Annotated in this window: 23 protein-coding genes and 2 other annotated features; of the genes, 9 read left to right on the top strand and 14 right to left on the bottom strand. The window is 37.1% G+C overall.

Annotated features, from left to right (window positions below; all coding sequences use genetic code 11):
* Positions 1 to 5: 5 nt before the first annotated feature.
* From NX902_RS22560 to NX902_RS22585, 6 genes are all read right to left on the bottom strand, one after another.
* The gene (locus NX902_RS22560; RefSeq protein ID WP_123258477.1) at positions 6 to 743 is read right to left on the bottom strand and encodes an ABC transporter permease; all 738 of its coding nucleotides are present in this window, start codon (positions 741 to 743) and stop codon (positions 6 to 8) included.
* On the bottom strand, positions 718 to 1,647 hold the full coding sequence (locus NX902_RS22565; RefSeq protein ID WP_123260312.1) for an ABC transporter ATP-binding protein: 930 nt from the start codon (positions 1,645 to 1,647) through the stop codon (positions 718 to 720). The genes NX902_RS22560 and NX902_RS22565 overlap by 26 nt, the downstream gene beginning before the upstream one ends.
* A gap of 119 nt (positions 1,648 to 1,766) precedes the next feature.
* Positions 1,767 to 2,252: a GNAT family N-acetyltransferase gene (locus NX902_RS22570; protein WP_163187390.1), complete on the bottom strand. Its 486-nt coding sequence runs from the start codon at positions 2,250 to 2,252 to the stop codon at positions 1,767 to 1,769.
* Positions 2,249 to 2,623 (bottom strand): DUF2500 domain-containing protein, encoded by a 375-nt coding sequence (locus NX902_RS22575; RefSeq protein ID WP_095329622.1) that lies wholly within the window; start codon positions 2,621 to 2,623, stop codon positions 2,249 to 2,251. The genes NX902_RS22570 and NX902_RS22575 overlap by 4 nt, the downstream gene beginning before the upstream one ends.
* Before the next feature lie 179 nt (positions 2,624 to 2,802).
* Positions 2,803 to 3,351 (bottom strand): DUF3231 family protein, encoded by a 549-nt coding sequence (locus NX902_RS22580; RefSeq protein WP_095329621.1) that lies wholly within the window; start codon positions 3,349 to 3,351, stop codon positions 2,803 to 2,805.
* Between the two features lie 233 nt (positions 3,352 to 3,584).
* A complete protein-coding gene (locus NX902_RS22585; RefSeq protein WP_171510155.1) occupies positions 3,585 to 4,583 on the bottom strand; it encodes a tryptophan--tRNA ligase in 999 nt (332 codons plus the stop codon).
* An 86-nt stretch (positions 4,584 to 4,669) separates the two neighbouring features.
* Positions 4,670 to 4,916 (bottom strand) — a binding site (T-box leader).
* A gap of 166 nt (positions 4,917 to 5,082) precedes the next feature.
* Positions 5,083 to 5,320: a binding site (T-box leader), on the top strand.
* Positions 5,321 to 5,377: 57 nt separating this feature from the next.
* Between NX902_RS22585 and tyrS the strand changes: the two genes are divergently transcribed.
* Positions 5,378 to 6,625 (top strand): tyrosine--tRNA ligase, encoded by a 1,248-nt coding sequence (tyrS, locus tag NX902_RS22590; RefSeq protein ID WP_171510156.1) that lies wholly within the window; start codon positions 5,378 to 5,380, stop codon positions 6,623 to 6,625.
* A gap of 42 nt (positions 6,626 to 6,667) precedes the next feature.
* Here the strand turns inward: tyrS and NX902_RS22595 are convergent, their stop codons facing one another.
* Positions 6,668 to 7,717, bottom strand: a complete 1,050-nt coding sequence (locus NX902_RS22595) for an SDR family oxidoreductase (RefSeq protein ID WP_371473119.1) — start codon at positions 7,715 to 7,717, stop codon at positions 6,668 to 6,670.
* Between the two features lie 131 nt (positions 7,718 to 7,848).
* Here NX902_RS22595 and NX902_RS22600 point away from each other — a divergent pair, with 131 nt between their 5' ends.
* Positions 7,849 to 8,013: a hypothetical protein gene (locus NX902_RS22600; RefSeq protein WP_164463730.1), complete on the top strand. Its 165-nt coding sequence runs from the start codon at positions 7,849 to 7,851 to the stop codon at positions 8,011 to 8,013.
* A gap of 325 nt (positions 8,014 to 8,338) precedes the next feature.
* On the opposite strand, the gene NX902_RS22605 is transcribed toward NX902_RS22600, so the two are convergent.
* Together NX902_RS22605 and NX902_RS22610 are read right to left on the bottom strand one after the other, a co-directional pair.
* Complete coding sequence (locus NX902_RS22605; protein WP_095329617.1) at positions 8,339 to 9,205, bottom strand: DMT family transporter; 867 nt, start codon at positions 9,203 to 9,205, stop codon at positions 8,339 to 8,341.
* Positions 9,206 to 9,762: 557 nt separating this feature from the next.
* Entirely contained in the window at positions 9,763 to 10,206 is a 444-nt protein-coding gene (locus NX902_RS22610) for a C40 family peptidase (RefSeq protein WP_095329616.1), read from the bottom strand.
* Positions 10,207 to 10,441: 235 nt separating this feature from the next.
* On the opposite strand from NX902_RS22610, the gene NX902_RS22615 reads away from it, so the two are divergent.
* Positions 10,442 to 11,413, top strand: coding sequence for an exonuclease domain-containing protein (locus NX902_RS22615; RefSeq protein WP_123260307.1), 972 nt, complete (start codon positions 10,442 to 10,444; stop codon positions 11,411 to 11,413).
* A gap of 47 nt (positions 11,414 to 11,460) precedes the next feature.
* Here NX902_RS22615 and NX902_RS22620 read toward each other — a convergent pair whose 3' ends face one another.
* Positions 11,461 to 12,174: a YwaF family protein gene (locus NX902_RS22620; protein WP_095329614.1), complete on the bottom strand. Its 714-nt coding sequence runs from the start codon at positions 12,172 to 12,174 to the stop codon at positions 11,461 to 11,463.
* Between the two features lie 471 nt (positions 12,175 to 12,645).
* Between NX902_RS22620 and NX902_RS22625 the strand changes: the two genes are divergently transcribed.
* Complete coding sequence (locus NX902_RS22625) at positions 12,646 to 12,834, top strand: aspartyl-phosphate phosphatase Spo0E family protein (protein ID WP_095329613.1); 189 nt, start codon at positions 12,646 to 12,648, stop codon at positions 12,832 to 12,834.
* A gap of 37 nt (positions 12,835 to 12,871) precedes the next feature.
* On the opposite strand, the gene NX902_RS22630 is transcribed toward NX902_RS22625, so the two are convergent.
* Complete coding sequence (locus NX902_RS22630; RefSeq protein ID WP_275068616.1) at positions 12,872 to 13,921, bottom strand: homoserine dehydrogenase; 1,050 nt, start codon at positions 13,919 to 13,921, stop codon at positions 12,872 to 12,874.
* 112 nt (positions 13,922 to 14,033) lie between these two features.
* Between NX902_RS22630 and NX902_RS22635 the strand changes: the two genes are divergently transcribed.
* Both NX902_RS22635 and NX902_RS22640 read left to right on the top strand, forming a co-directional pair.
* Entirely contained in the window at positions 14,034 to 14,531 is a 498-nt protein-coding gene (locus NX902_RS22635) for an RNA polymerase sigma factor (RefSeq protein WP_095329611.1), read from the top strand.
* Entirely contained in the window at positions 14,524 to 15,666 is a 1,143-nt protein-coding gene (locus NX902_RS22640) for an anti-sigma factor (RefSeq protein ID WP_171510157.1), read from the top strand. The genes NX902_RS22635 and NX902_RS22640 overlap by 8 nt, the downstream gene beginning before the upstream one ends.
* 52 nt (positions 15,667 to 15,718) lie before the next feature.
* Here the strand turns inward: NX902_RS22640 and NX902_RS22645 are convergent, their stop codons facing one another.
* Positions 15,719 to 17,134: a SpoVR family protein gene (locus NX902_RS22645; protein ID WP_095329610.1), complete on the bottom strand. Its 1,416-nt coding sequence runs from the start codon at positions 17,132 to 17,134 to the stop codon at positions 15,719 to 15,721.
* A gap of 398 nt (positions 17,135 to 17,532) precedes the next feature.
* Positions 17,533 to 19,533 carry a penicillin-binding transpeptidase domain-containing protein gene (locus NX902_RS22650; RefSeq protein WP_171510158.1) on the bottom strand — a complete coding sequence of 667 codons (2,001 nt, stop codon included), beginning with the start codon at positions 19,531 to 19,533 and terminating at the stop codon, positions 17,533 to 17,535.
* Between the two features lie 236 nt (positions 19,534 to 19,769).
* On the opposite strand from NX902_RS22650, the gene NX902_RS22655 reads away from it, so the two are divergent.
* The 3 genes from NX902_RS22655 (at position 19,770) to NX902_RS22665 (ending at position 23,035) form a co-directional block, all read left to right on the top strand.
* Complete coding sequence (locus NX902_RS22655) at positions 19,770 to 20,153, top strand: thiol-disulfide oxidoreductase DCC family protein (protein WP_171510159.1); 384 nt, start codon at positions 19,770 to 19,772, stop codon at positions 20,151 to 20,153.
* A 359-nt stretch (positions 20,154 to 20,512) separates the two neighbouring features.
* Positions 20,513 to 21,385 carry a helix-turn-helix domain-containing protein gene (locus tag NX902_RS22660; RefSeq protein WP_095329607.1) on the top strand — a complete coding sequence of 291 codons (873 nt, stop codon included), beginning with the start codon at positions 20,513 to 20,515 and terminating at the stop codon, positions 21,383 to 21,385.
* 321 nt (positions 21,386 to 21,706) lie between these two features.
* The gene (locus NX902_RS22665; protein ID WP_172859372.1) at positions 21,707 to 23,035 is read left to right on the top strand and encodes a C40 family peptidase; all 1,329 of its coding nucleotides are present in this window, start codon (positions 21,707 to 21,709) and stop codon (positions 23,033 to 23,035) included.
* Positions 23,036 to 23,172: 137 nt separating this feature from the next.
* Here NX902_RS22665 and NX902_RS22670 read toward each other — a convergent pair whose 3' ends face one another.
* Entirely contained in the window at positions 23,173 to 23,352 is a 180-nt protein-coding gene (locus NX902_RS22670; RefSeq protein WP_341161028.1) for a hypothetical protein, read from the bottom strand.
* Positions 23,353 to 23,402: the final 50 nt, after the last annotated feature.

The following is a 23,402-nucleotide window of genomic DNA, read 5'->3' on the forward strand; positions in this document are numbered from 1 at the left end:
GCGCCTTACACCGCCTCTTGTTTTTTTCCAATATAAATTGATAATACCATAAATAGGAGAAGATACCCGATAATCATCAGATAATTTAGAAAGGATGGATATTGATCTCTAATAATCTCCCACGCTCCATTAGCGAAATGATAGGAAGGAACCCATTTCGCCACTTGCTGCATAAAGGTTGGAAACACATCAATCGGCATCCACATTCCTCCTGTTATTGCCATAGACATATATAATAGATTACTAATTCCTGAAGCCGTTTCTACTTTTTTGATATTACCGATAATCGTTCCAAGCGCTAGAAACGGGAGGGACCCGAAGAGAATCCAGATTCCGCAAAACATCCACTGGGAAAAAGAAAGATGTACCCCATTAATAAGGACTCCAGCTGTAAATATTACCAAGATAGAAAATAAATGAATAACTGTTTGTGCCACCATCTTAGCCCCAAAGTAAGCAAATTGGGAAAGAGGCGTAATATGCAGGAAAATGGTCCACCCTTCTGCTTTTTCCTGCACAATTTTGATTCCTAATGTCATAATACTAGACCCCATAATACTAAATGTTGTCATCGACATTAAATAATGTACATTCCATAACGCCTCATCATCTCGTGGTGCCGTGAAAATATTGGTAAATAAAAAATAAAAAAGGACGGGAATAAGTAAGGACCAAAAGATATAATATTTATTCCGCAGTGTTCGGACGATTTCCGCTTTACTTTGCATCCAAAAAGATTTCATTCTCATTAACCCCCTTCGTATCTTCCATTAACTGCGAGAAAACTTCTTCTAACCGACCAAGCTTTACTTCAATATGCTGAATATCCAACTGTCTTTCGAAAAGTTCTTGTAAAAGCTGATCCGAATTTGTAGCAATCAGCGTTACTTTCTCCTTCTCTTTCTGTACATCCACAACATATGGCAATTCTCGGTAGAAATTTAGACTATAAGGAGATTTCTCCTGAAACATTACCCTTGGTTTTGTAAGTTTTTCCTTCAATTGCTCTGGCGTACCGTCGCCTACTACCTCCCCCTTATTAATCATAATAATTCTTTCAGCTACTTCGTCTGCCTCCTGTAAGTAATGGGTTGTAAAAAGGATTGTCTTTCCTTGCCTATTCAATTCTTTGATTTTTTGCCAAAACTGTTCTCTTGACGTTACGTCCATGCCCACGGTTGGTTCATCTAAAAACAACAAATCAGGATTTCCTGCCAGTGCCAACGCAAAATTCAAGCGTCGTTTCTGCCCGCCAGAAAGCTTTTCCGTCCGTTGATTCCACACTTCTTCTTGAAGCCCCGTTAGTTCCAACAGAGTTGATAACGCTAGCGGACTTTGATAATAGCTTTGAACTAATTGGATTAGCTCCTTTACCTTCAAGCTGTCCATCACACTAACTTCCTGCAGCATCCCACCTACCTTTTCTAATACTTCCTTTTGTCTAGGATTCTTGTGAAAAAGAGAGATAGTTCCTCGGGTAGGCTTAATTAAGCCAAGCATCATCCGCATCGCTGTCGTTTTCCCTGCGCCATTCGCTCCTAAGATTGCCACCATTTCTCCCCGTTTTATTGAAAAGGATATATCTTGAACTGCTTTCTTCCCCTGAAACTCTTTCGTTACATGCCTTAACTCTACAATTGTTTCCAACTACTCCACCTCCAAGCTATTATCCTTAGTATAGCGAGCAAATAAGGGGCGGTTTAGTCGCAGATGTCAGGAATTTAAGATGACAAATGTCATTTTTTTATAAAAAAATGCTCTGGTTACTAACCAGAACACGGTTTGTTTCCTTCTTCTCTTGTCATTACGAAAAACTCTACATCATTTGCATTCATAAAAGCAGAAACTTTACGAAAGCCAAATTTTTCATATAAGGCATTGGCTCGTTTATTAAAGGCTGCAACTGTTAAGCGCAACGGCTGCTTCGTTTCTATGGAATCGATAATAAATTGCATAAAGCCCATGCCCCGTCCCTGTCCTGTTAAGTCAGGACGCATACCGAGGCCGATATCGAAGTATCCTTCTGGATATGCTTGAAACAGATATCCAATTGGAACCTGAGCAACAAAGCCTGTGCAATAGAATCCGACTAGATTCCCTTCCTGTTCAATCGCATAATAAGGGTTTTCTGCAAATTCTTGTAACGATTCCTCTGTTACCTCCCCATTATATAAATCATAGGGGGCAGGATAGGTCCAGCTAAGGATTTCCCTGGCCACCTCTTCTGTCATCTTTTGGATAGTGTAATTCATCCGCTATTTTCTCCTGTCCTTTTATTTCGCGTAAATCCTAAATATCTTGTTCCTTGAAATTGCAGTTCCCCGCTGTCCCCTTCAGCCAGCATGCCGTATTCTTCGTCTTTCAGTTGAAATTCGGTGCGATCTCCATTCGGAAATTCAAATGTGGCAAAGTAATGATTATATGCATGAGTATTTCCTCCGCCGTGAATACTTGTTCGCTTGCCTATTACCTTCGCAGCAGAAGTAAGACGTGGCTGCTGATTGTTCTTGCCCCACTGAAAGATTCCCTTTAAAACATTAAATAAAATAATAGCAAATACAAGAAAAATAAAGAGGCGTACAACTGTAAACATAATATCCCCACCAAGCAGGAATTCTTCCATAGGCCTATCTCCTTTTATGATAAGATTATTTTCTTTTCTCTCAATATAGTACTTATTACGCCGCTATATGGGAAAAGGTTTCAAAAGGTAGTCATCGTTTTCCTAAAAGGTTATGTTTTTTCACAAAAAAATCTAGTGCTCTCCGCACTAGATTCTGTTAATATACTCGTATTTGTGAATTACTGATGTGGTGCACCTGGAGGATAGAAGCTCGGCGGCATCTTAATCCATCCATGCTCCCTCATTCTTGTTTTCAGCTCCATCCCAAAAATGCTTTTCTCCGTATGGAAACGAATCCACATTAACCCCACATCACTGCGCACACTTTGCGTGATATTAGTGGAACACATAACAATATTGCTTGTCACTTTTGCCGCCAGCAAATTGGCTATCTCCATATCAGTAGATTTCGCTCCTAATGGAACGGCATTCGGATCAGACTTAGGCTTTGACTCAGCAGAATTCGAGAGAGGAACACCTTCCTTAATCATAAACTCCTCTAAAGTTCTGCGCTGCTCTGTTGCTAATTCCTTTGCTTCATGAACCAATTTAATTAAAACATTATCTGTCGTTGTATTAAGTGCCATCTCAAGGACGGGAATTTCATCCGCAATTGCAGCATGATATGTCCAGCAGCCCATCGCCTCTCCAATATGAAGCAAAGGTTTTGGTTCTGAATCAAATCTTGTCCTAATATAGTCAAGAAGCGCTTCCATCTTATGTGCCATTACTACACCTCTTAGTGTTTTTTACCTATAATGTTTACAACTAGATGGCAGTTTATTCAAAATAAATGGAAAGGCAAGCAAAAAGTGAAAAGAATCTCCTTTTTTGACAAATGAGCGAGCAGTTAAGTTCACACTAAAACTTATTGATGCTTTTGTTTGCGGGTCTATCTAGTTTTCTTGCGACTTTCTCCACTTTGCTTGCGACTTCCGCTCTTTTACTTGCGACTCTCCACTCAACGCAGCACGCCGATCCGCTTTCTTACTTCTTGTAAAAATGGCAATGTTCGCGCTCTAGCTTTTTCTGCTCCTTTTTGGAGAATAAGATCTATTTTTTCCGGATTTGCCATTAACTCCTGATATTTCTTTCTTGGTTCTTCTAAGAATCGATTCATCACAGCAAATAATTCTTTTTTCACTTCGCCCCATCCGATTCCGCTTTCGTACTTTTTACGCATCTGCGCTATTTCTTCGACACTGGCAAATTCCTTATATAGTGTAAATAGAATAGACGATTCTGTATCCTTTGGAGCTTCTGGCGGAAGCGAGTCAGTTTTGATTTTATTAATGAGCTTTTGTAGCTTTGCCGGTTCTTCAAAAAGCGGAATTGTGTTATGGTAGCTTTTGCTCATTTTTCGACCGTCTAAACCAGGCAAAATGCTTGTTTCTTCATCTACAATATATTCTGGAAGTACAAATGTCTCTCCATATTGGTGATTAAAGCTATCCGCAATATCGCGAGCAATTTCCACATGCTGAATTTGATCTTTTCCGACTGGTACCATATTTGCTTGAAAAGCAAGAATATCAGCTGCCATCAAGATTGGGTACGTAAATAATCCCATATTTACCCCGTCATCTACCTCTTTCCCTGCTTGTTTATTGCTAGCAACTATCCCTTTATAGGCGTGAGCTCGGTTTAGCAATCCCTTTGGGGAAAAGCAAGATAATATCCAACTCAATTCAAAAATTTCCGGCACATTCGATTGACGATAGAAGATTGTTTTTTCAGGATCCAATCCAAGCGCTAACCATGTCGCTGCTACTCCATATGTTAATGTTCGAAATTCTTCCTGATCGTGAATTTTTGTTAAACCATGGTAATCCGCAATAAAATAAGCTGCTTGATAATCGTTATTTTCTGCTAGCTTCAAAGCGGGTTTAATCGCTCCTATATAGTTTCCTAAATGAATCTGCCCTGTTGGCTTAATACCTGTTAAGACAATTTGCTCCATTTGATAATCCTCCCTTTTCTTAAGCGAAACCTCCGTCAGCGGGACGATAAGCATCGGATAAAACACAAAAAGGGCTACTCATCCTAAAAAAGGACGAGTAACCCGTGGTGCCACCTTCATTCGTTTATATCCGATAAACGCACTTATCCGTACAGAAACATAGCCGTTTCTTATACTTTGTCTTTTTTAACGGTAAGACGTTCCGCGCAGCCTACTATTGGTTCAGCCTTGAAGCTCCGAAGCCCATTCAGCAATCAATCCGTACTGATTCGCACCAACCATCAGCTCTCTTAAACCTTTCAACTGCCTACTCTTCTTCCTCATCGCTCAATAATATTACATATATAGTAAAATATACATTTCAAAAGGTCAAGAGATCCAAAACGAAAAAATTTTTAAACATAAAATCAACATAACCTCTTGTATTTGCAAATTTTATCTGTTAGTATCTTTATCAAGTTAGCGCTAACTTTAAATTTTACTAATTATACCTTTTAATATATATGCTTTGATTGGAATCAGTAGTGCCTATTTCCCTGTTCTTAGAGAGTCAATGGCCGGTGCAAATTGACACAAAAATAGACGCGAATTACCTCCAGGAGCATTCTTTGTGAAAGAATTTTATTCGATTAGCAAAGAACGGATGAGCCGTTACCCATAATGAGTGGAAGAATAGGAATAATTATATTCTTCAATTAGGGTGGTACCACGTGCTTACAAGCAACCACGTCCCTTTTTTAGGGGCGTGGTTTTTTTGTTTATTAATCATTTAATTTAACGAAAGGAGAAAAAAGATGAGTCCATTTATTGAACAGTTAACGAGCGACCAAGAAAAAGAAATGAAGAGGCAGCTAGATGTCTATCGCCAAGGCGTGCAAGACATCATTCCAACAGAAGAACTCGCAGAAAAAATTGCAAAATCCCTTGTGACCAATACGCCATTAAAAGTAAAGCTTGGTCTTGACCCATCTGCGCCAGATGTTCACCTTGGCCATACTGTTGTACTGAATAAATTACGCCAATTCCAGGAAAATGGGCATACTATTCAATTGATTATCGGCGATTTCACTGGGAAAATCGGTGATCCAACTGGAAAATCTTCTGCTAGAAAACAACTGACAGATGAAGAAGTAAAGGAGAATGCGAAAACTTATTTTGAGCAATTCGGAAAAGTCTTGGACATGGAGAAGGTTGAGCTTCATTACAACTCTAAATGGCTCTCTTCCCTTTCTTTCGAAGATGTTATAGGACTTGCTGGAAAAATAACCGTTGCCCGCTTACTAGAACGAGATGATTTTGAAGAGCGATTAGCATATGGAAAATCGATTTCCTTGCATGAATTTTTTTACCCATTAATGCAAGGGTATGATTCTGTTATGTTAGAGGCAGATATTGAGCTTGGTGGGACAGATCAGCATTTTAACATTCTCATGGGCCGCCACTACCAAGAGAAGTTTGGAAAAGAAAAGCAGATTGCTATATTAATGCCGCTATTAGAAGGATTAGACGGGGTAGAAAAAATGTCTAAGTCAAAGCATAACTACATTGGCATTGATGAGAATCCCAATGAAATGTACGGCAAAGCAATGTCCATCCCTGATCCATTAATGAGCAAATACTTTGAGCTTATTACAGATCTGGAGCCTGCTGAAATCACGCAAATAAAAAAAGAATTGCATACAGGAACTCTTCACCCTCGGGATGCTAAAATGCTGCTAGCCAAAACAATCGTCCGTATGTACCATGGCAAAGAAGCAGCCGAAAAAGCAGAACAGCAATTTATTGCAGTTTTTCAAAAAGGCTCCTTACCAGAGGATATTCCAACCGCTAAGTGGACTGGAAAAAATCCTGAATCGCTTGTTCAGCTATTAGTAGACTTACATCTATTAACCTCGAAAAGTGAAGCAAGACGGATGATACAAAACGGTGGTGTACGCATCAATGGAGAGAAAGTCGAAGAAATGGACCTTGAAGTTTCAATCAATAAGGACTTGATTATTCAAGTAGGAAAAAGAAAGTTTGTAAAACTGCTTAGCGAATAAGAAAAAATGGGCTAGCTGCTAGCCCATTTTTCTATTCTCTCTTTAGGAGCTTACTGCTTCGCCTCCATTTACGTGCAGAACTTGCCCTGTTACAAATCGGGAATCATCGGAAGCTAAGTATACAAAGGTTGGTGCTAGTTCAAATGGTTGGGCCGCTCTTTGCATTGGATTCTCTGAACCAAAGATAGCCACTTGATCAGAGGAGAAGCTCGCCGGAATTAATGGTGTCCAAATTCGTCCTGGCGCTACTGCATTTACTCGAATGCCATCTTTGATAACACTTCTGGCAAGAGCGCGAGTGAAGCCGACATTTGCTGCTTTTGTGGCAACATAGTCAATTAACAGAGGTTCCCCAGCATATGCAACAACAGAAGCAGTGTTAATAATGCTGCTGCCCGGCTTTAAATGAGGAAGCGCTGCTCTTGTCGTATAAAAATGAGAATAAATATTAACCTTAAATGTATTATCAAATTGTTCATCCGTAATATCTGTTAATCTCGCCTGTTGAAATTGAATGCCGACATGGTTACAAAGAATATCCAATTTTCCAAATGCCTTAACTGTTTTCTCTACAATATCTATACACTGTTTTTTCTTGCGCAAGTCTCCTGGTAATAACAGACATTGCTGCCCTAACTCCTCAATTCTTTTTTTCGTACGATTCGCATCCTCATGCTCATCTAAATAGGCAATCGCTACATCTGCCCCTTCCTTTGCAAAGGCAATGGCAACGGCTGCACCAATTCCACTATCTCCTCCTGTTATTAAAGCCACTTTCCCTTTCAGCTTTCCACTTCCTATGTAGTGGTCATTTTCAATAATTGGCCTTGGAACCATATAACTTTCAAGTCCCGGCTGACGAAGCTGTCTATTTTCAGGAAAATTAATCGGTATTTCCTCATACTTTGTGATTCTTCCGTAGTTCGGATAAAGCGGATATGGGTCTGTCTGTTTATTGTCAGCAAAAAGTTCTTGAACTTCCTTTAATCCCAAAAGCTTCTCTGATTGATGATTTCTTGTTTCTACTAATTCATAATATGCTTTTGGCACTTGGTACATCGGATCTCTCGGATCATTTACATAAATAGACATACTGATCCCTCCTCATAGTCTTAACATATCGTATGTGGCATTTATTATTTGGTGCCTAATTATCTTTTTGGGACTAACTCTCTTTTGTCGGAAATGAATACATTAAAAGAAGAAATGAAGGAGGGGTATAGATGAGATATGAATTTAACCCAAAGGTAAAACTATTACTACAAAAGCATTCTAATGAAACTGTGTATATGACCTATATCAACCATAAATGGACAATGCCCAAAATAACGTTAAGACCGCCATATTTTAAAAGGCCAGTTTATGAATTACATTTTCCAAAAATATGAGAAAATTAGAGGAATGGAATCTTTTCCATTCCTCTTAGCTTGTCGACAAAAAGATATTGGAGAAGTAAAAATGCATTTTCATGCGTTGCTTGGAGTGGAGGGGGTGAGACTCCTGTGGGATTAGCGAGACAGTCTGAGACCCTGCAGGCTGTAAGCCGAAGCGGCTCAGCGCGAGCCCCACGGAAAGCGAACCCCCGGAGCGGAAAGTAACGTCTAAATTCAAAGAGATTAATAAATATACTTTACTCAAACCTCTATTTCCAAAATACAGGAGTATGTCTACAGTCTGAGAGGAATGGAATCTTTTCCATTCCTCTTTTATAGGCTAATTCCCTGATTCACTCACCTTCCGCTTCAAAGCAGCATGAGCTTGTCCCCAAAAGATAAGTAAGATACCAATAATCTGCAGAAAATCAGGACGATATGCTGTTAAAACTATATCCATAAAGATTGCAACTGCTGGATCGATAAATACCAGGATTGCAATTGTCCCTGAAGACAGCTTTGGCAAACTGCTAAAAAACAAATAATACACATACCCCGTATGGACGATCCCTGTTAATAAAATATAAAACCAATTCTCTCCCGTTAACTGGCTAAAATAATCCCATTGGACAAATGGCAATAGCATGAGAACCCCTACACCTGTTTGGATAATGGTTGTTAAAATAGGATTTAATTTTGAAATTTTCTTGCCCATCAAAGTGGTTAATGCATAAAACAAGGCTGCTCCAAATGCCCACGGCAATCCAGCTGACATAAGACTTTCTAAAGACAGATAATCTTGCATTCCCCCAACTAATAATGTTCCAATAAAGCATGTAATAACCGTCAACATTACTTTTAAAGTGATCTTTTCCCGATAAAGAAAACTTCCCAGTAACACAACTAGAACCGGTGCCAAATGATAGATCGAAACGGCAACCGTTACGGACATATGCTCAAAGGAACGAAAGAAAAAGACCCAATTGACAACGAGAAACACACCACACAGGACACTAAAGCCAATCTCCTTTTTCTCCACCGTTTCTTTTTTCTTATTTGAAAATAAATACACCAAACTTAATACGACACATGCACAAATGCACCGAATAAATACAAGTTCGATTGATGGCAAATTTGTTTTGGCAGAGAAATAGCCAACCGAACCAAATATAGCCATCGATAATGCAAATTTCATTGCTGCACTCATAATACTCCCCCAAATTCTTCCCAGTTGCTCATTTTACTCTTAATGATATAGAAAAATTGGTCTTTTTGGAATATGTTGGGATGATTTTTTCAGTTTATTTCGTAAATTCTTGAAAAAAATCCTTATTCATTAGAAAAAGAAGGGGTGTGGTCATCATCCGCAGACTGAATACACTTCACTTTCCATAGGGCGAGCGCCGAGCCGCTTCGGCGTATACGCTCCTGCAGGGTCTCGGACTTTCTCGCAGCTCCCATAGGAGTCTCCGTGTATTCAGTCAACTCCATTTTCCCTAGTAATTTTAGTTTACTAAAAAAAATAGAACTAAATAAACACTAAAAACGGAGTGTAATGGAGCGGAGGACACTCAAATCCTATGGGAAGCAAAGCAATCTTTAGACCCTACAGGAGGCTTAGGTTGTTCCCCGGCGCATAGAGTGTCAGTAGCGTAATAGAACGAGTTGATTTTACTTCTTAATTAGAGATTGTTTGTCTTTATCTATTATATATTTTATCCTAGCCTCCATTCAGAAAACAAAAAAACCCTTTCTGAGAAAGGGTTAAATTCTTTTTGCACCATAGTATTTTGTTTTCCAATAAGAGTTAGATAGCTTGTCCACTTTTACTCCTTTGGAGGAGGAACTATGGATAAACTGATTACTTCCTATGTATATGCCGACATGGGAGGCACCTTTTTTATATGTTTTAAAGAAGATTAAATCTCCTTTTTTCAAGTTTGATTTCTTTACTTTTTTTCCTTTTTTATACATGCTCGCGGTTGTTCGCGGCAGTGATTTGCCGACCTTTTTGTAGCTATAACCGACAAAGCCGGAGCAGTCAAATCCTTTTGGAGATGTTCCTCCATATTTATATGGTGTTCCAATGTATTTTTTTGCAACAGTAACAACTGATTTCTTTGAAGCAGCGCTTGCTTCATGGGCATTAAATATGCCGGAAAATAACAAACCAAATGACAGGAGTGACATAACAAGAACTTTTTTCATGTAGTGACCTCATTTTAAAATATTGTTCCCAAGGCTTCCTTCTATCAACAAAATCTATCTTCTCATATTATTCAGATAATTAGGTTACAGCTAGATAGAAATTCGATTACAAATCTATTACACTATTATTCAAGAATAACTTTCCTACGGTTCCAATATCTTCTTATTAGCTAATTTCTCTAAAGAAAGGAACGAACATGATATACTAATAGAAAAAAGAAGGAGCGTATAAACAGTGGATTTTATTGCTATCGATTTTGAAATTGCGAATGCTGATATGGCAAGTGCCTGTTCCATCGGATTAGCTTATGTAGAAAATAACGCGATAATAAAAGAACAATATTTTTTAATAAAGCCGCCAAGTCTATCATTTGATCCAAAGTTTATAGCGGTTCATGGAATAACAGAAAAGGATATTGAGAATGCGAAGAGTTTTCCAGAAGTGTGGGAACTAATAAAAGAAGATATTTCTTCCCATACTATTATCGCTCATAATGCCCAGTTTGATATGAGTGTTCTGTATTCCTGTCTAGAAAAATATCAATTGGCTAAACCTGATTTTTCCTATATTTGCAGTATTCCTATTAGCAATCGGGCAACAAGAGGAGCAAAAATTGGGCAATCATTGAAGGACCGGACCTCTTATTTTGGCATTTCTATGCAAGAACATCACCATGCAGGTTCCGATGCGCGAGCATGTGCAGAGCTAGTAATCGCTTGTATTCAATCGAGAAAGAAGAATTCGTTAAGCCATTACTGTGCGTCCTATCCAACTCTTCCTATAAAACAATTTTCAGAATTAAAACCACAAAGAACTTTTGGAAGAGCAACTAATTTTTCCAACAAAAAACCATTCAAGAAGTTTTCTTCCGTTTCCATATCAGACATAACACCAACAACGGATTCCTTTGATGTGGATCACCCGCTATATGAAAAAAATCTTGTATTTACTGGTGATCTGCGTACACTAGAACGGAAAGATGCGATGCAGCAAGTAGTTAATGTTGGAGGTATTATTAAAAGTGGTGTCAGCAGTAAAACAGATTATTTGGTGGTCGGTGACCAAGACCAAAAGCTTGTTGGATCTGAAGGCATTAGTTCTAAAGAGAAAAAAGCGTATGATTTACAGGCAAAAGGAAAGCCCATAGAAATTATTAACGAACAGGAATTTTTAGCACTATTAAAAAGAGAACGAGTCAATCATTAATTGAATAGAAAAGACTGTTTCTTCCCCACTAAGAAGCAGTCTTTTTATTATCCTTTTTTCCCTTTCTTCCATCGGAAAGGCATAAGCAAAACAAAAAATAAAAAAAAGGCGACTGCCTCAAGAACCAGTATGTAATATGGATATGGACCTAAATAATCGAGTAAAGAACCATTTTCCGGTTTATATGCTAAAAACATATAATTACCGCCTGTATAAACATTAACAATCCATGCAAGCACTGCGCTGCTATTGAGAAAAACAAAGGACAAAACCATCCCTTTTTTAGTCGGTTTATATTGGTGGACAAGCACAAAATAAAGACAAGTCCATATAATAAGAATATGCGTAACAAAAAAGTGAAAATAGCGGAAATGGGGATAACCTATAAATAACTCAGGTGTGACAATAGCCATTAAGGCGCCAATCATGCCGAAAAAATAGACAACTTGAAAAACAAACTCCCATTTTGTAATCAAAAGCAGCAAACAAAGCACTAAGCTAATGGAACACAGATGGAACGGCAGCATAAAAGAAGCATCCCATAAACCATCCTTATACATCCAATAATGATACATCACCTCAAAACCAAGTAATAATACAAAGAAAACAGACTGAAAAATACCCCTGATCATTTGGATGCAATTCCGAAAAATAACAAGGAAAATTCCCCCTATTATAAGAATACCTATCATGATTAGATGGGAAACAGAAAATAATTCAAAGGGAAAATCATCATAAAGATGCCCGTACCATCCCTTCATTACCACCATTCTCCTTTCTGATATTTTCCGAAAAAAAACTTTTTCCAAATTATTTTTAAAAACTATGTATAAAAGTTTAATAGTTTGGGAATATTATAGACAAATACTACTGAAAAGAAAAAATCATTTTTAAAGGAGAGGATTATGATGAAACTACAAACAAATACTGCAATGACTGATTTTATTGACAAAGATAAATTCGAATTAGAATCCTACCTTGAATATTTATTTAACCTTGCTTCGGAAAAATAATCTGAAGGATACGATGATTTTTCTTTATTAAAAAATCATCGTATCCTCCAGACTCCTTTTAGGTGACATGGTGGATATCACTATCCTTCTAGCAAAAAAGGAAAATTATCCAACAAGTCATTCTCCTACATTTTTGTAAATTTAATAGAAAAAGTACTTATTTTTTCCAATTTAATTTGGTAAAATAATAAAGCAATCTATAAAATATAGGAGTTTTAAATGTTAATGGTACTTTCTCGAATGAATATAGAAAATGTTTGTGAACTTATGGACACAATCGATTCTTTAAAAATACAATTACTTAAATATGGGATTGAAAAAGGATTAAATGATCCCAATACCATTCAAATAAGTGAACTGCTGGATACATATATTGTCATGTATCAGAAAAAAATGGCTCAAAAATAGACAAGTATACAAAATTCTCCTGAATCCTCTTCTACAATTATTCCTGCCGAATAAGATTAATCATATCTTTCATCGCCGCTGCCGCTGCGCCCCTTGGATGTGACGCACCGCCAACACAGCAAATTGCTCCCATTTCTTCCGTTTCAAACAAGATTCCTTTATTTGTTCCCTTTACATGGATTAGCGGATTTTCAGGAGGAATCATTTCGGGTTTTACTTGTAAGATAAACTTATCTCGTTGCTTTTTCGCTGTTGCAATTAACTTCCACTCACAGCTATTTATTTTGGCACGCTGTATATCTGCTTTCGTAATCTTGTCGATGCCATCGATATCCACATCTTCTAAAGTTAGATTCGTATGAAGTAATCCATTTGCTAATAGCAATATTTTGCATGCACTATCCAACCCCTTAATATCTAAATCAGGATTTTTTTCCGCAATTCCATTTTCCTGTGCTAACTGTAATGCTTTTTCAAAAGTCAGGTTTCCCTCTGACATACTTGTCAGGATGAAATTGGATGTCCCGTTCAAAATCCCTTTTATCGATTGAATGGTACTGCCTGCCAAACTAAATTCACCGATATCTAATGTAGGCAACGCTGCTGCCGTAGCACCACTATACTTAATATGACACCCTTTTCCTTTGGCAATTGCCAGTAATTCTGGCAAGGAATGAACAAGTGCCCCTTTACTGATAGATACGATATCCATTTTTGCCTCGAGCGCTTTTTTTATGTAAGAAAGTGCTGGTTCGCCTGTTTCTAAATTCGTAGGGGTACACTCTACGAGAATATCTCCTTGGATTACTGGAGATTCAAGCACTAAATCTTTCATACTAGCATATTGCGAAATTCCGATCGATCCTGTGGGGAGCTGATTTAAAATAGTTAGATCCAGGCCTTGTGGTTCATAGATCATCCCTACAGATCCAACCACGCCAGTTACTATCAATTCTGTCTGATACTGTTTTATATACACTTCTTTTTTCCGATATAATAATTCGATAAATTCCTTCCCGACTGTGCCATATCCCGTAATGATTATTTTTTTTTGTTTCATTGTTTCAGATATTCCTTTCTTTGCTATTCTTGCTATAGACTTCTTTTTTTTCGTTTGTATTTCCTTTATTTTGGAATAAAAAATTTTTCACTGTAACTTTTCTTCTCATTAAACGTGTTATAAGCAATAGGGGGCGAAGATGAAGGATTCAATTGATACTATTTATCAAACTTATTTTAATGATATTTATTATTTTCTCCTTTCACTCTGCCATAATCATCATTCTGCAGAAGACTTAGTTCAAGAGACATTTTTCAGAGCACATCTCTATCTGGAAACTTTCCAAGGAAAAAATGTGAAGGCCTGGCTTTTCACGGTGGCGTATCACGTTTTTATCGATCAGTTTCGAAAAAATAAGCGACTAGTAGTCAAAGAGAATGATTTCTTTCAAGAAAAGATGGAGAACGCGCAAAGAATAGAGGAGACAGTCTTATTAAAAGAAGAGATTCAAAGAGTGAAAACCATTCTAAAAGTATTACCAGAAAAACAAAGGATGGCCGTATTACTAGCAGACTTCCAAGAGCTTACAACAGAGGAAGGTGCCATGGTAATGAACATTAGTCCAACCTACTTTAAAGTTTTACTCTTCCGAGGGAGACAAACAATAAGACAGAGGGGGAAACAAATTCGTGAGTGAAGAGTACAAAAAAAGGTTAGAAGCATATAAAAATGGAGAACTTTCTAAAGAGGAAGCAGAAGAAATAGAGAGAGATTTAGAAAAAGTGGAGCAATATTTTCAAGTTTTTGAGGAAGCAGAAATAGGCAATCCTCATCAAGCCGCACCACTGCTGATTGATTCAAAAAAACAAAGGAGAATTGTAAGAAGAGGAAAGTGGATAGCCCGATTACAAACAGCGCTCACTGCATTAGGACTAATCATTCTTTTCACCATTCTTTCTTCCATTTTCACTGCCGTTTATTACGCTTGGGGCACTCCCGATAGAACAGATGTATACCGAAACATTATTGATTTAACCCTTACTGTAACAGATCCCTATGGGCAGTACAGTGGAACAAGTACAGCTACAAAGCCATACTTTGGACTGGAAACAACAACAGATATTGAAAAAAGAGTCGGGGATGAAATCTATAAAACGGGGGAATATAAAACAAATTTCTTCTTTTCTCTCATGGGAGTGCCTGAAAAGAAAACACAGGGAGTCATCTCCCAACAACAAGCCTCCTTTTCCTTTTTACCAAAAGAATCATCACCATCGGAATGGAAGCGACTAGAAAAAGTAAAGAATGGCACTGTTGCGTCTGTTTATCTGTCCTTCTCTGAATTATTATCAACAAATAAAGTGTTTGATTATTTAAAAGATAGAAATGTAGAAATTATCTGGTTTGCTGTTGATACAGGGGTAGAGAATAGAGACGAATTTGGTATAGACCCAATCGGGTTTCCTAATACCCCCATTTGGCATGATGATGATATGATTACAGATTCAACCGAAAAGGAAGGAAACTTTTGGTTTTCCATTGAATCGAGCTCTTCTTCTTCGCCAGAGTATACAGAAGGAGATGCGGAGATTCTCCATAAACAATTTCTAAAAACACTTGCATTTTTGGAACCCTATGAAAAAAAGGCGGAAAATTTTTATTTTGGTCATTTAGAATTAAATAAACGAATTGCTTATATGAAAAAACATGGTATTAATCATTATGGGGTTGTTATTACTGGTCCTACAGAGGAAATTCTCAAATTAAAAAAAGAAAGCTGGATAAGGGCAATTCATATTGATGAAATAGGGTTTTGGAATTGGGATGAATAAAAGAAGCATAAGTACCCACAGGGCGCTATAAAGCACTGTGGGTCTATTTTTTCTATAAATACTTCCGGTGCAGCGCTTTTCCATCATAGCTATAAAGAAGCGGTTTATCTTCTACTACCGTCTCCATATGCACGCCTCTTCCCCATAATTGATGAATATACGGAAGAACCTTTTCTAAATATTTCAAGTCTAATTCAATTCCCTCGAAGCCATGCTTTAAGTACAACTCGCCATTTTTATTATAATCACCATCATTGACTGTAATATATGGAAAGCCCCCATTAACGCGCATGCTGACTAATTGATCTCGGACTTGTTCCCATGCCTTATCGACAATTTTATAATCTCTTCCTTGCTTTTGGAACAAATACATATCTTCTCTCATGACAAGATCTTTGGTTAAATAGTTTCTCAGAAACGAAATATCTGATTCTATTTCCCGAACTTCAAACATTTTTTCCCGTCCTGATCCCGGTTTGACACCTCTTTGCTTCATTTCTTCTGTTGGATTATTATAGCGTTCCTCGATATCTTCAAATATCTTTAATCCTAGATAATAGGGATTAATACCCGTTTTAGATGGCTGTACTACACCAGCATTCAGCTTCGCAAATTCAATGGCTTCCGCACTTGTTAAATCTAATTCTCGAACAATCCGCTGATGCCAATAGGATGCCCAGCCCTCATTCATAATCTTTGTTTCTAATTGCGGCCAGAAATAAAGCATTTCTTCGCGCATCATCGTTAAAATATCCCTTTGCCAGTCGGTAAGCTCTCTACTAAAGTTTTCAATAAAAAGTAATAAATCCTTCTCTGGCTGGGGCGGGAATTTCTTGGCTACCTTTTTCTTCGGCTTCTTTGGTTTATTTCGGTCGTCTAATCCCCATAATTCATCATAAGGCGTACTTGCTGTCTCCTCTTCCTCTACAAACTCTACATCGTCCATAGACCAGGCTAATTTAGGTCTCATTAAGCTTGGATCAATATGTTCATCAATGGCCAATACCGCATCTAAAAACGTTTCCACTTCCTGCTTCCCGTATTTAATTTCATATTGACGAATCCGATCAGCTGTTGCAGCCATACTTTCAACCATTTCTCGTTTGGTATTTTGAAAGCGAACATTATTTTTAAAGAAATCACAATGTGCCAAAACATGGGCAACGATAAGCTTATTATTTATTAAAGAGTTACTATCAAGCAAAAAAGCATAACAAGGATTTGAGTTAATGACTAATTCATATATTTTGGATAAGCCTAAATCATAATGTAATTTCATTTTATGAAACTGCTTTCCAAAGCTCCAATGGGAAAATCGAGTTGGCATTCCGTAAGCACCGAATGTATAAATGATATCCGCAGGACAAATTTCATATCTCATTGGATAAAAGTCTAGTCCAAATCCAGTAGCAATCTCAGTGATTTCTTCAATGGCATATTCCAGTTCCTTTTGTTCTACCTCATTCATTCCGCTCTCTCCTTTCACCGTTTAAACTAATGTATGAAAAGAAAAAGAGAATCATGAGTAAATTGAATAAAATTGAGTTGGATGGATCTTCTTATTTAATGCTTGTGTGGGTGTTGGGGAATTGGTTTTAGAGTAAGTATAGTGCTGGTTTTTTGTGGTTTATCTTGGTGATAAAAGCTAGTTTTTGTTGGACTAATTTGGTTTTGGCTTTCATCACGGGTATGAACACCTTTTTCAGTTATCCTGACTGTTTTTTAGTTTTCCTTCTGCCTACGTACGCTTATATGCTGTCGTTCCTCTTACTTTCCCGCTTTCATCCCGCCTTTTGCCCTTGACCGTCCCTCTTTCTACTTTTATTCCAAAAAAAGGAGCATTCCCACGGAACACTCCTTTTCTCCTTATTCTATTATCTCTTTCACCTTTTTCACAACGTATCCGGAGCTGCCTTTATCTTGTACGCTTTCCATCATCATTGCAATCAAGAGATTCTTATTGCCTTTATCATAGGTAACATACCAGCCGTTTTCTGTTCCTTTTTCGCCTTGCTTTTCTTTTAATTCAGCTGTACCTGTTTTTCCTGCGAATGTCTTGCCGCTTATTTTTCCGGCACGTGCTGTACCGTGAGGACTTTCAATAACCTGTTGTAAGTCGGCAGAAATGGTAGTGGCTACTGATTCATCCATGATTTTTTCTTTCCAAACCTTACTCTTCTCTTCACTATCTAATAATACAGGTGTTATTAAATTTCCACCGTTCACAAATGGTGTGTATGCTGTCGCAAGATGAATCACGCTCATTTCCACATGCCCTTGGCCATATCCTGAGTCTGCTAAAAGCGGCTCCGTATCTAATTTACCATAGGTAGATGTTTCAATTGGGTAAGCATAATTAAACGGTTCTTCAAACCCGAATTTTTTTAGTTCTGCTGCAAATTTATCTTTGCCTAAGTCAAGTGCTGTTTGCGCAAAGTAAATGTTATCACTATATATCAAAGCATCTGCGAGATTTACAGGCTCTGAGCTTGTATGCACTCTTGTGACATAATAACCGCCCCAAGATTTATCCTTCTGCCACTTCTTAGTGGTAATCTTTCTTTCCTGTTCAGGAGTGATAACGCCCTCTGTTAATGCAGCAGCTGCTACAAGCGGCTTCATAACAGAACCAGGAGCATATTTGTTTTTAAAGCGATTGGTAAAAGGATCTAGCTTATTATTTTCATATGCTTCTTTGTCAGATGTTGTCAGGCCAACAATCATCTTGTTTGGATCAAATGCGGGACTGCTGACTAGCGCTAGTGTTTCCCCTGTTTGCGGATTAATAGCTGTAGCTGCACCTGCTTCGCCATCCATTTTTTCATATATTTTCTTTTGCAAGTCTGCATCGATTGTTAACTTTATATTTTCGCCATTCTTTACATCTTTTTTGGCTAAACTAACTGTACTACCGTCGGCTTTTTTAATAGAAATTTCTTCGCCATTCGTGCCCTTCAATCGTTCTTCCAGCACTTGCTCTAAGCCTCTTTTTCCAATTACATCACTGCTTGAATAGCCCTTCCCTTTATTCTCCTCTAGCTCTTCTGCAGTGATGCTGCCAATGTAACCAATTAAATGGGCAGCACTTTCGCCAAATGGATAAATTCTTCCTTTAGTATCCTGCTTCTGCACACCAGGTAGTTTAAAGAGTTTATCTAAATAAGCACGGTCTCCTGTGGCAACTTTTTTAATTGGTACAAAAAAGCTCGGTTGTACCCAATCAGCCTTGATCGCTTTCTCTATGGTTTCTTTTTTAATATCCAAAAGCTTTGCTAGATTACTTACGACTGCATCTGGATTATCTCCCATTTGTTCTGGAACCAGTCCAATTTCATAAATAACTCCATTCATTGCCATCGGATTTTCATTTTTATCAACAATACTGCCGCGTTCTGCAGGTATTGTGTTGACTGAAATTTTATCATCAGGACCTAACTCAGAAAAAATATAAGTAGTATCCCAATTAATATACCAATTCTCATCCTTGTCTCGCTCTTCTTTTACAAGCTTGGCCTTATTATCAAAGCTGATTTCTCCGGCCATGCTGTTCATTTTAACCGAAAATGGAATTTCTGCTTTCTCTACTTTATCAAATTTTTCGTCTTCTGAAGGCTTCTTATATGTTACCTCTAAATCTTTAATACCTAAATCTTTATAGATTTTTTCGTATCTAGAAACAAATTCTTCTTCCGAAACATTTTTCTTTGCTTCTGTTGATAAGAAAGCATACATTTCTTTGAATTTTTCATCATTCCACAGTTTTATATATTGTGATAGCCGTTCATCTGGGGTAGGATCATTTTTATTGCATCCTGTTACCACTGCTATCAATACAAATATCAGTAAAAGCATCCATCTCTTTTTCATTCCTATCTCCCCTTCTAATCTACTATTACTAGCGTACCATTTTTTTATAAAAACGGAAAAAGAATTACATACAAAATGGTCATTTTTTTTATTTCTTCTTTCCTGCATCCTGTATATTATTACCTTTCTGACAAAATAATAACTTTATTACGAAAACCAATTGAAAAAGTTACAAATCGTTTTTAACATACTTTTGTTTCATCATTTGCTAAAATACAGGCTAAGGGGGGATATAGATGATTGTGTTATTTGATGGAGTTTGTAATTTATGCAACAAAAGTGTGCAGTTTATTATTAAAAGAGATCCAGTTAACCAATTTTCCTTTGCTTCCTTACAGAGCGAAACGGGCAAAGATCTATTGAAGAAATATCATTTATCTGAGGTTGATAGTGTCATCCTATTGAAAGATGATAAATACTATTTAGAATCGAATGCTGCTTTAGAAATTTGCAGCCATCTTACAGGTGGATGGAAGCTTCTAGCTATTTTTAAAGTAATCCCGCCTTTCATCAGAGACCCTCTTTATCGAATTATTGCTAGAAATCGTTATAAATGGTTTGGCAAACAAGATTCCTGTATGCTCCCAACAGAAGAAATGAAAAAGCGTTTTTTCGAATAAAAAAAGACCGCTTTCTCATCAGAAAACGGCAGAAAATTGGAGATAAAAGGACTACTCGTAAAACAGATATTGGGGTTTAATAGAAATCTTAAAATTTCTATTAAAAATGCTCAATTAAGTTTTATTATGCGAATAATCAGAAGGCGTAGGTGGGCACTTCTAAAAATAGCAAAAATATTCTTAATATATTGCGGTAAAAACAATTAAATCATATTATAAAGATAGATGAATTCTTGATTTTTAAGTGTATTTCGTCATTTTAAGGCATTTAGTACTGTTTTTTCACAAAAAACCTTCGAAAATATAACTTTAGGAATATCATTTAAAAAGGTGAGCTTTTCTATGTAGGAGTGAAGCGATTGGATTTTTCAGCGGTTGGGGAAAAAATCAAGGAATTACGAAAGCAAATGGGACTATCACAAAAGGAACTTTCTCACAATATTTGTACACAAGCGCAAATAAGCAAGATTGAAAAAGGAGAAGTACTTCCATTGTCCTCTACTCTTTATCTTATATCGAAACGATTGGGAGTAGACGTAAATTACTTCTTCGATATTGGTACGACCCCTAGACTAGATTATGTGGAAGAAACTTTTCGGCAACTAAAAGCAGCTAGAAGAAATACTGATTATCACACAATAAAACAGATTGTAAAAGCAGAAGAAAAAAATCCTTTATTTACGCACCATAAAAAAAACTATCAATTGTTGCTTTGGCATAAGGCGATTTATGTATTTGAAATCGACCGTGATTTTAATCGAGCAGTAAAGATTATTAATGAAGCAATTAAACTTACCTTTGACACTGTTTTCACGGAAAGAGAAATAGAAATCTTTATTAGCAAAGGAATCTTCCACTATGAGGAAGGATTTATTGATGATTCCTTGACCATTTATGAACAAGCCTTTAAAGCGATCAACCAACTACCCTATTTACAGGATGATACGATTAAAAGCAGATTATATTTTAATATCGCAAAATCCTTAACAGATCAATCAAGGTACGATGCATCCATTACCTATTGTAAGGAAGGTATCGATTGGGCGATCCAACAGGATAACCTTTATTTGCTGGCTCACTTTCACTATCATATCGGATATAACTATGAATTACAAAAGAATTTTGACCTAGCTATTCCCTATATGCAAGATGCACTCATGATTTTCCAATTAGTAAAAGATCATCGTTATACTGATTATATCGAAGGAAAAATCCGCAGCTGGCAAACATAATATATGTATTATAAAGATGTCTTCCAACTATTCTCTCTTACGAATCGAGAAATAGTTGCGGGCATCTTTTTTCTATTATTTTCTTAAGCGGGATATGATCATTTTCCATCTGCTGCCCGCATATATACCTAGTTAGTTTGCACCTGTTTATAAAATTAGTTTTCACTCCCAATAACTAATGTCCTAACGATAAGATTCTATGAATAATTACCTATTTTCGTAAAACTCTATCTATTTAATTAAAATAAAAGGTCAATAGTCTGATAGGTTATGGTAAGATAGATATACCATAGTTTAATCATTAGGAGTGAGTGATAAAAAATGAAGAAGAAAGTCACAGTATTGGCAACTACCGCTATTCTGTCAACCACTTTCGCAGCGAACGCCTCAGCTAGTACTTATGTAGTAAAAAAGGGGGATACTTTAGGACAGATTGCGAAGAAATTCAATACGACTGTTAATGACATAAAGTCGCAAAATAATCTTTCATCAGACCTTATTTTAATCAATCAAAAATTATCTATTGGCGATGATTCAAAATCTAGCAGCGATACAACTAAAGCTAGTAAATCTTCTACAAAGACAAGCTCGAGTGTCAAAACATATAAAGTCGTTTCAGGTGATTCTCTTATTAAAATAGCAAATAAGCATTCTATATCTTTAGGAGAGTTACAGCAATGGAACAATCTATCCTCTTCGCTTATTTATCCTGGTGATATTTTATATGTTTCCAAACCTGGAAATTCTAATTCAAATCCATCTAGTAATTCTGGAAATTCTAGCAGTAACAGCAACACAGCTGTAAAGGAAACTACAACTGCTTCTACAGGAACTTATACGATTAAAAGCGGAGATACTTTAAGTAAAATTGCCTCTTCGTATAAAATGTCTGTAAGCCAACTAAAGCAATTAAATAACCTAAAATCTGATTTGATTTTCCCAGGACAAAAGTTGAAGGTTACTGCCTCTGAAAAGGCAACTGACACTGGAAATTCTAATTCCAACCCATCTAGTAATTCTGGAAATAACAGCAATACAGCTGTAAAGGAAAATACGGCAGCTTCTACAGGAACTTATACGGTTGTAAGCGGAGATAGTTTAAGTAAAATTGCCTCTTCGTATAAAATGTCTGTAAGCCAACTAAAGCAATTAAATAGCCTAAAATCTGATTTGATTTTCCCAGGACAAAAATTGAAGGTTACTGCCTCTGAAAAAGTAACTAACACTGGAAATTCTAATTCTTCTTCCAATAAACCGACCCTTATTTCTAACGGAAACAATGGACAATCCTATGCTTCCAAAGTCGTTTCTGTCTCTAAAAGTTTAGTTGGCATTCCATATGTTTGGGCAGGCTCAACTACTGCAGGGTTTGATTGCAGCGGATTTGTTTACTATGTGTTAAATCAAAGCGGTAAATCTATTGGACGTTATTCTGCTGAAGGCTACTATGACCGCAGCTATTATGTAGATGTGCCAGCTGTTGGAGATATTGTCTATTTTAAAAATACCTACAAACAAGGTATCTCTCACTTGGGTATTTATATTGGCAACAATGAATTTATTCACGCGGACTCAAGCGGCGTTCGTGTTACAAGTTTAGATAACTCATACTATAAAGAGCATTTTGATAGTTTCAAACGTTTATATTAAAAGATAATAGTAGAAAGGACTGTCTATTTAGCAGGCAGTCTTTTTGTTTGCTTTCGGGTTAGTTCATTTCCTCCCCAGTTTGGCTGATATATCCCTTTCTTTGGCTGATTTCCTCCCCGGTTTGGCTGATATATCCTCTACTTTGGCTGATTCCCTCCCCGGTTTGGCTGATATATCTCTACTTTGGCTGATTTCCTCCCCAGTTTGGCTGATATATCCCTTTCTTTGGCTGATTTCCTTCCCAGTTTGGCTGATATATCCCTTTCTTTGGCTGATTTCCTCTCTAGTTTGGCTGATACCCCCTTACCTTGGCACAATTATTCCTCCATTTTGCTAATACACTTGCAATTTCACACCATTCTGCGCC

This window comes from Niallia sp. FSL W8-0954, assembly GCF_038005605.1.
GTDB lineage: Bacteria > Bacillota > Bacilli > Bacillales > Cytobacillaceae > Niallia > Niallia circulans_A.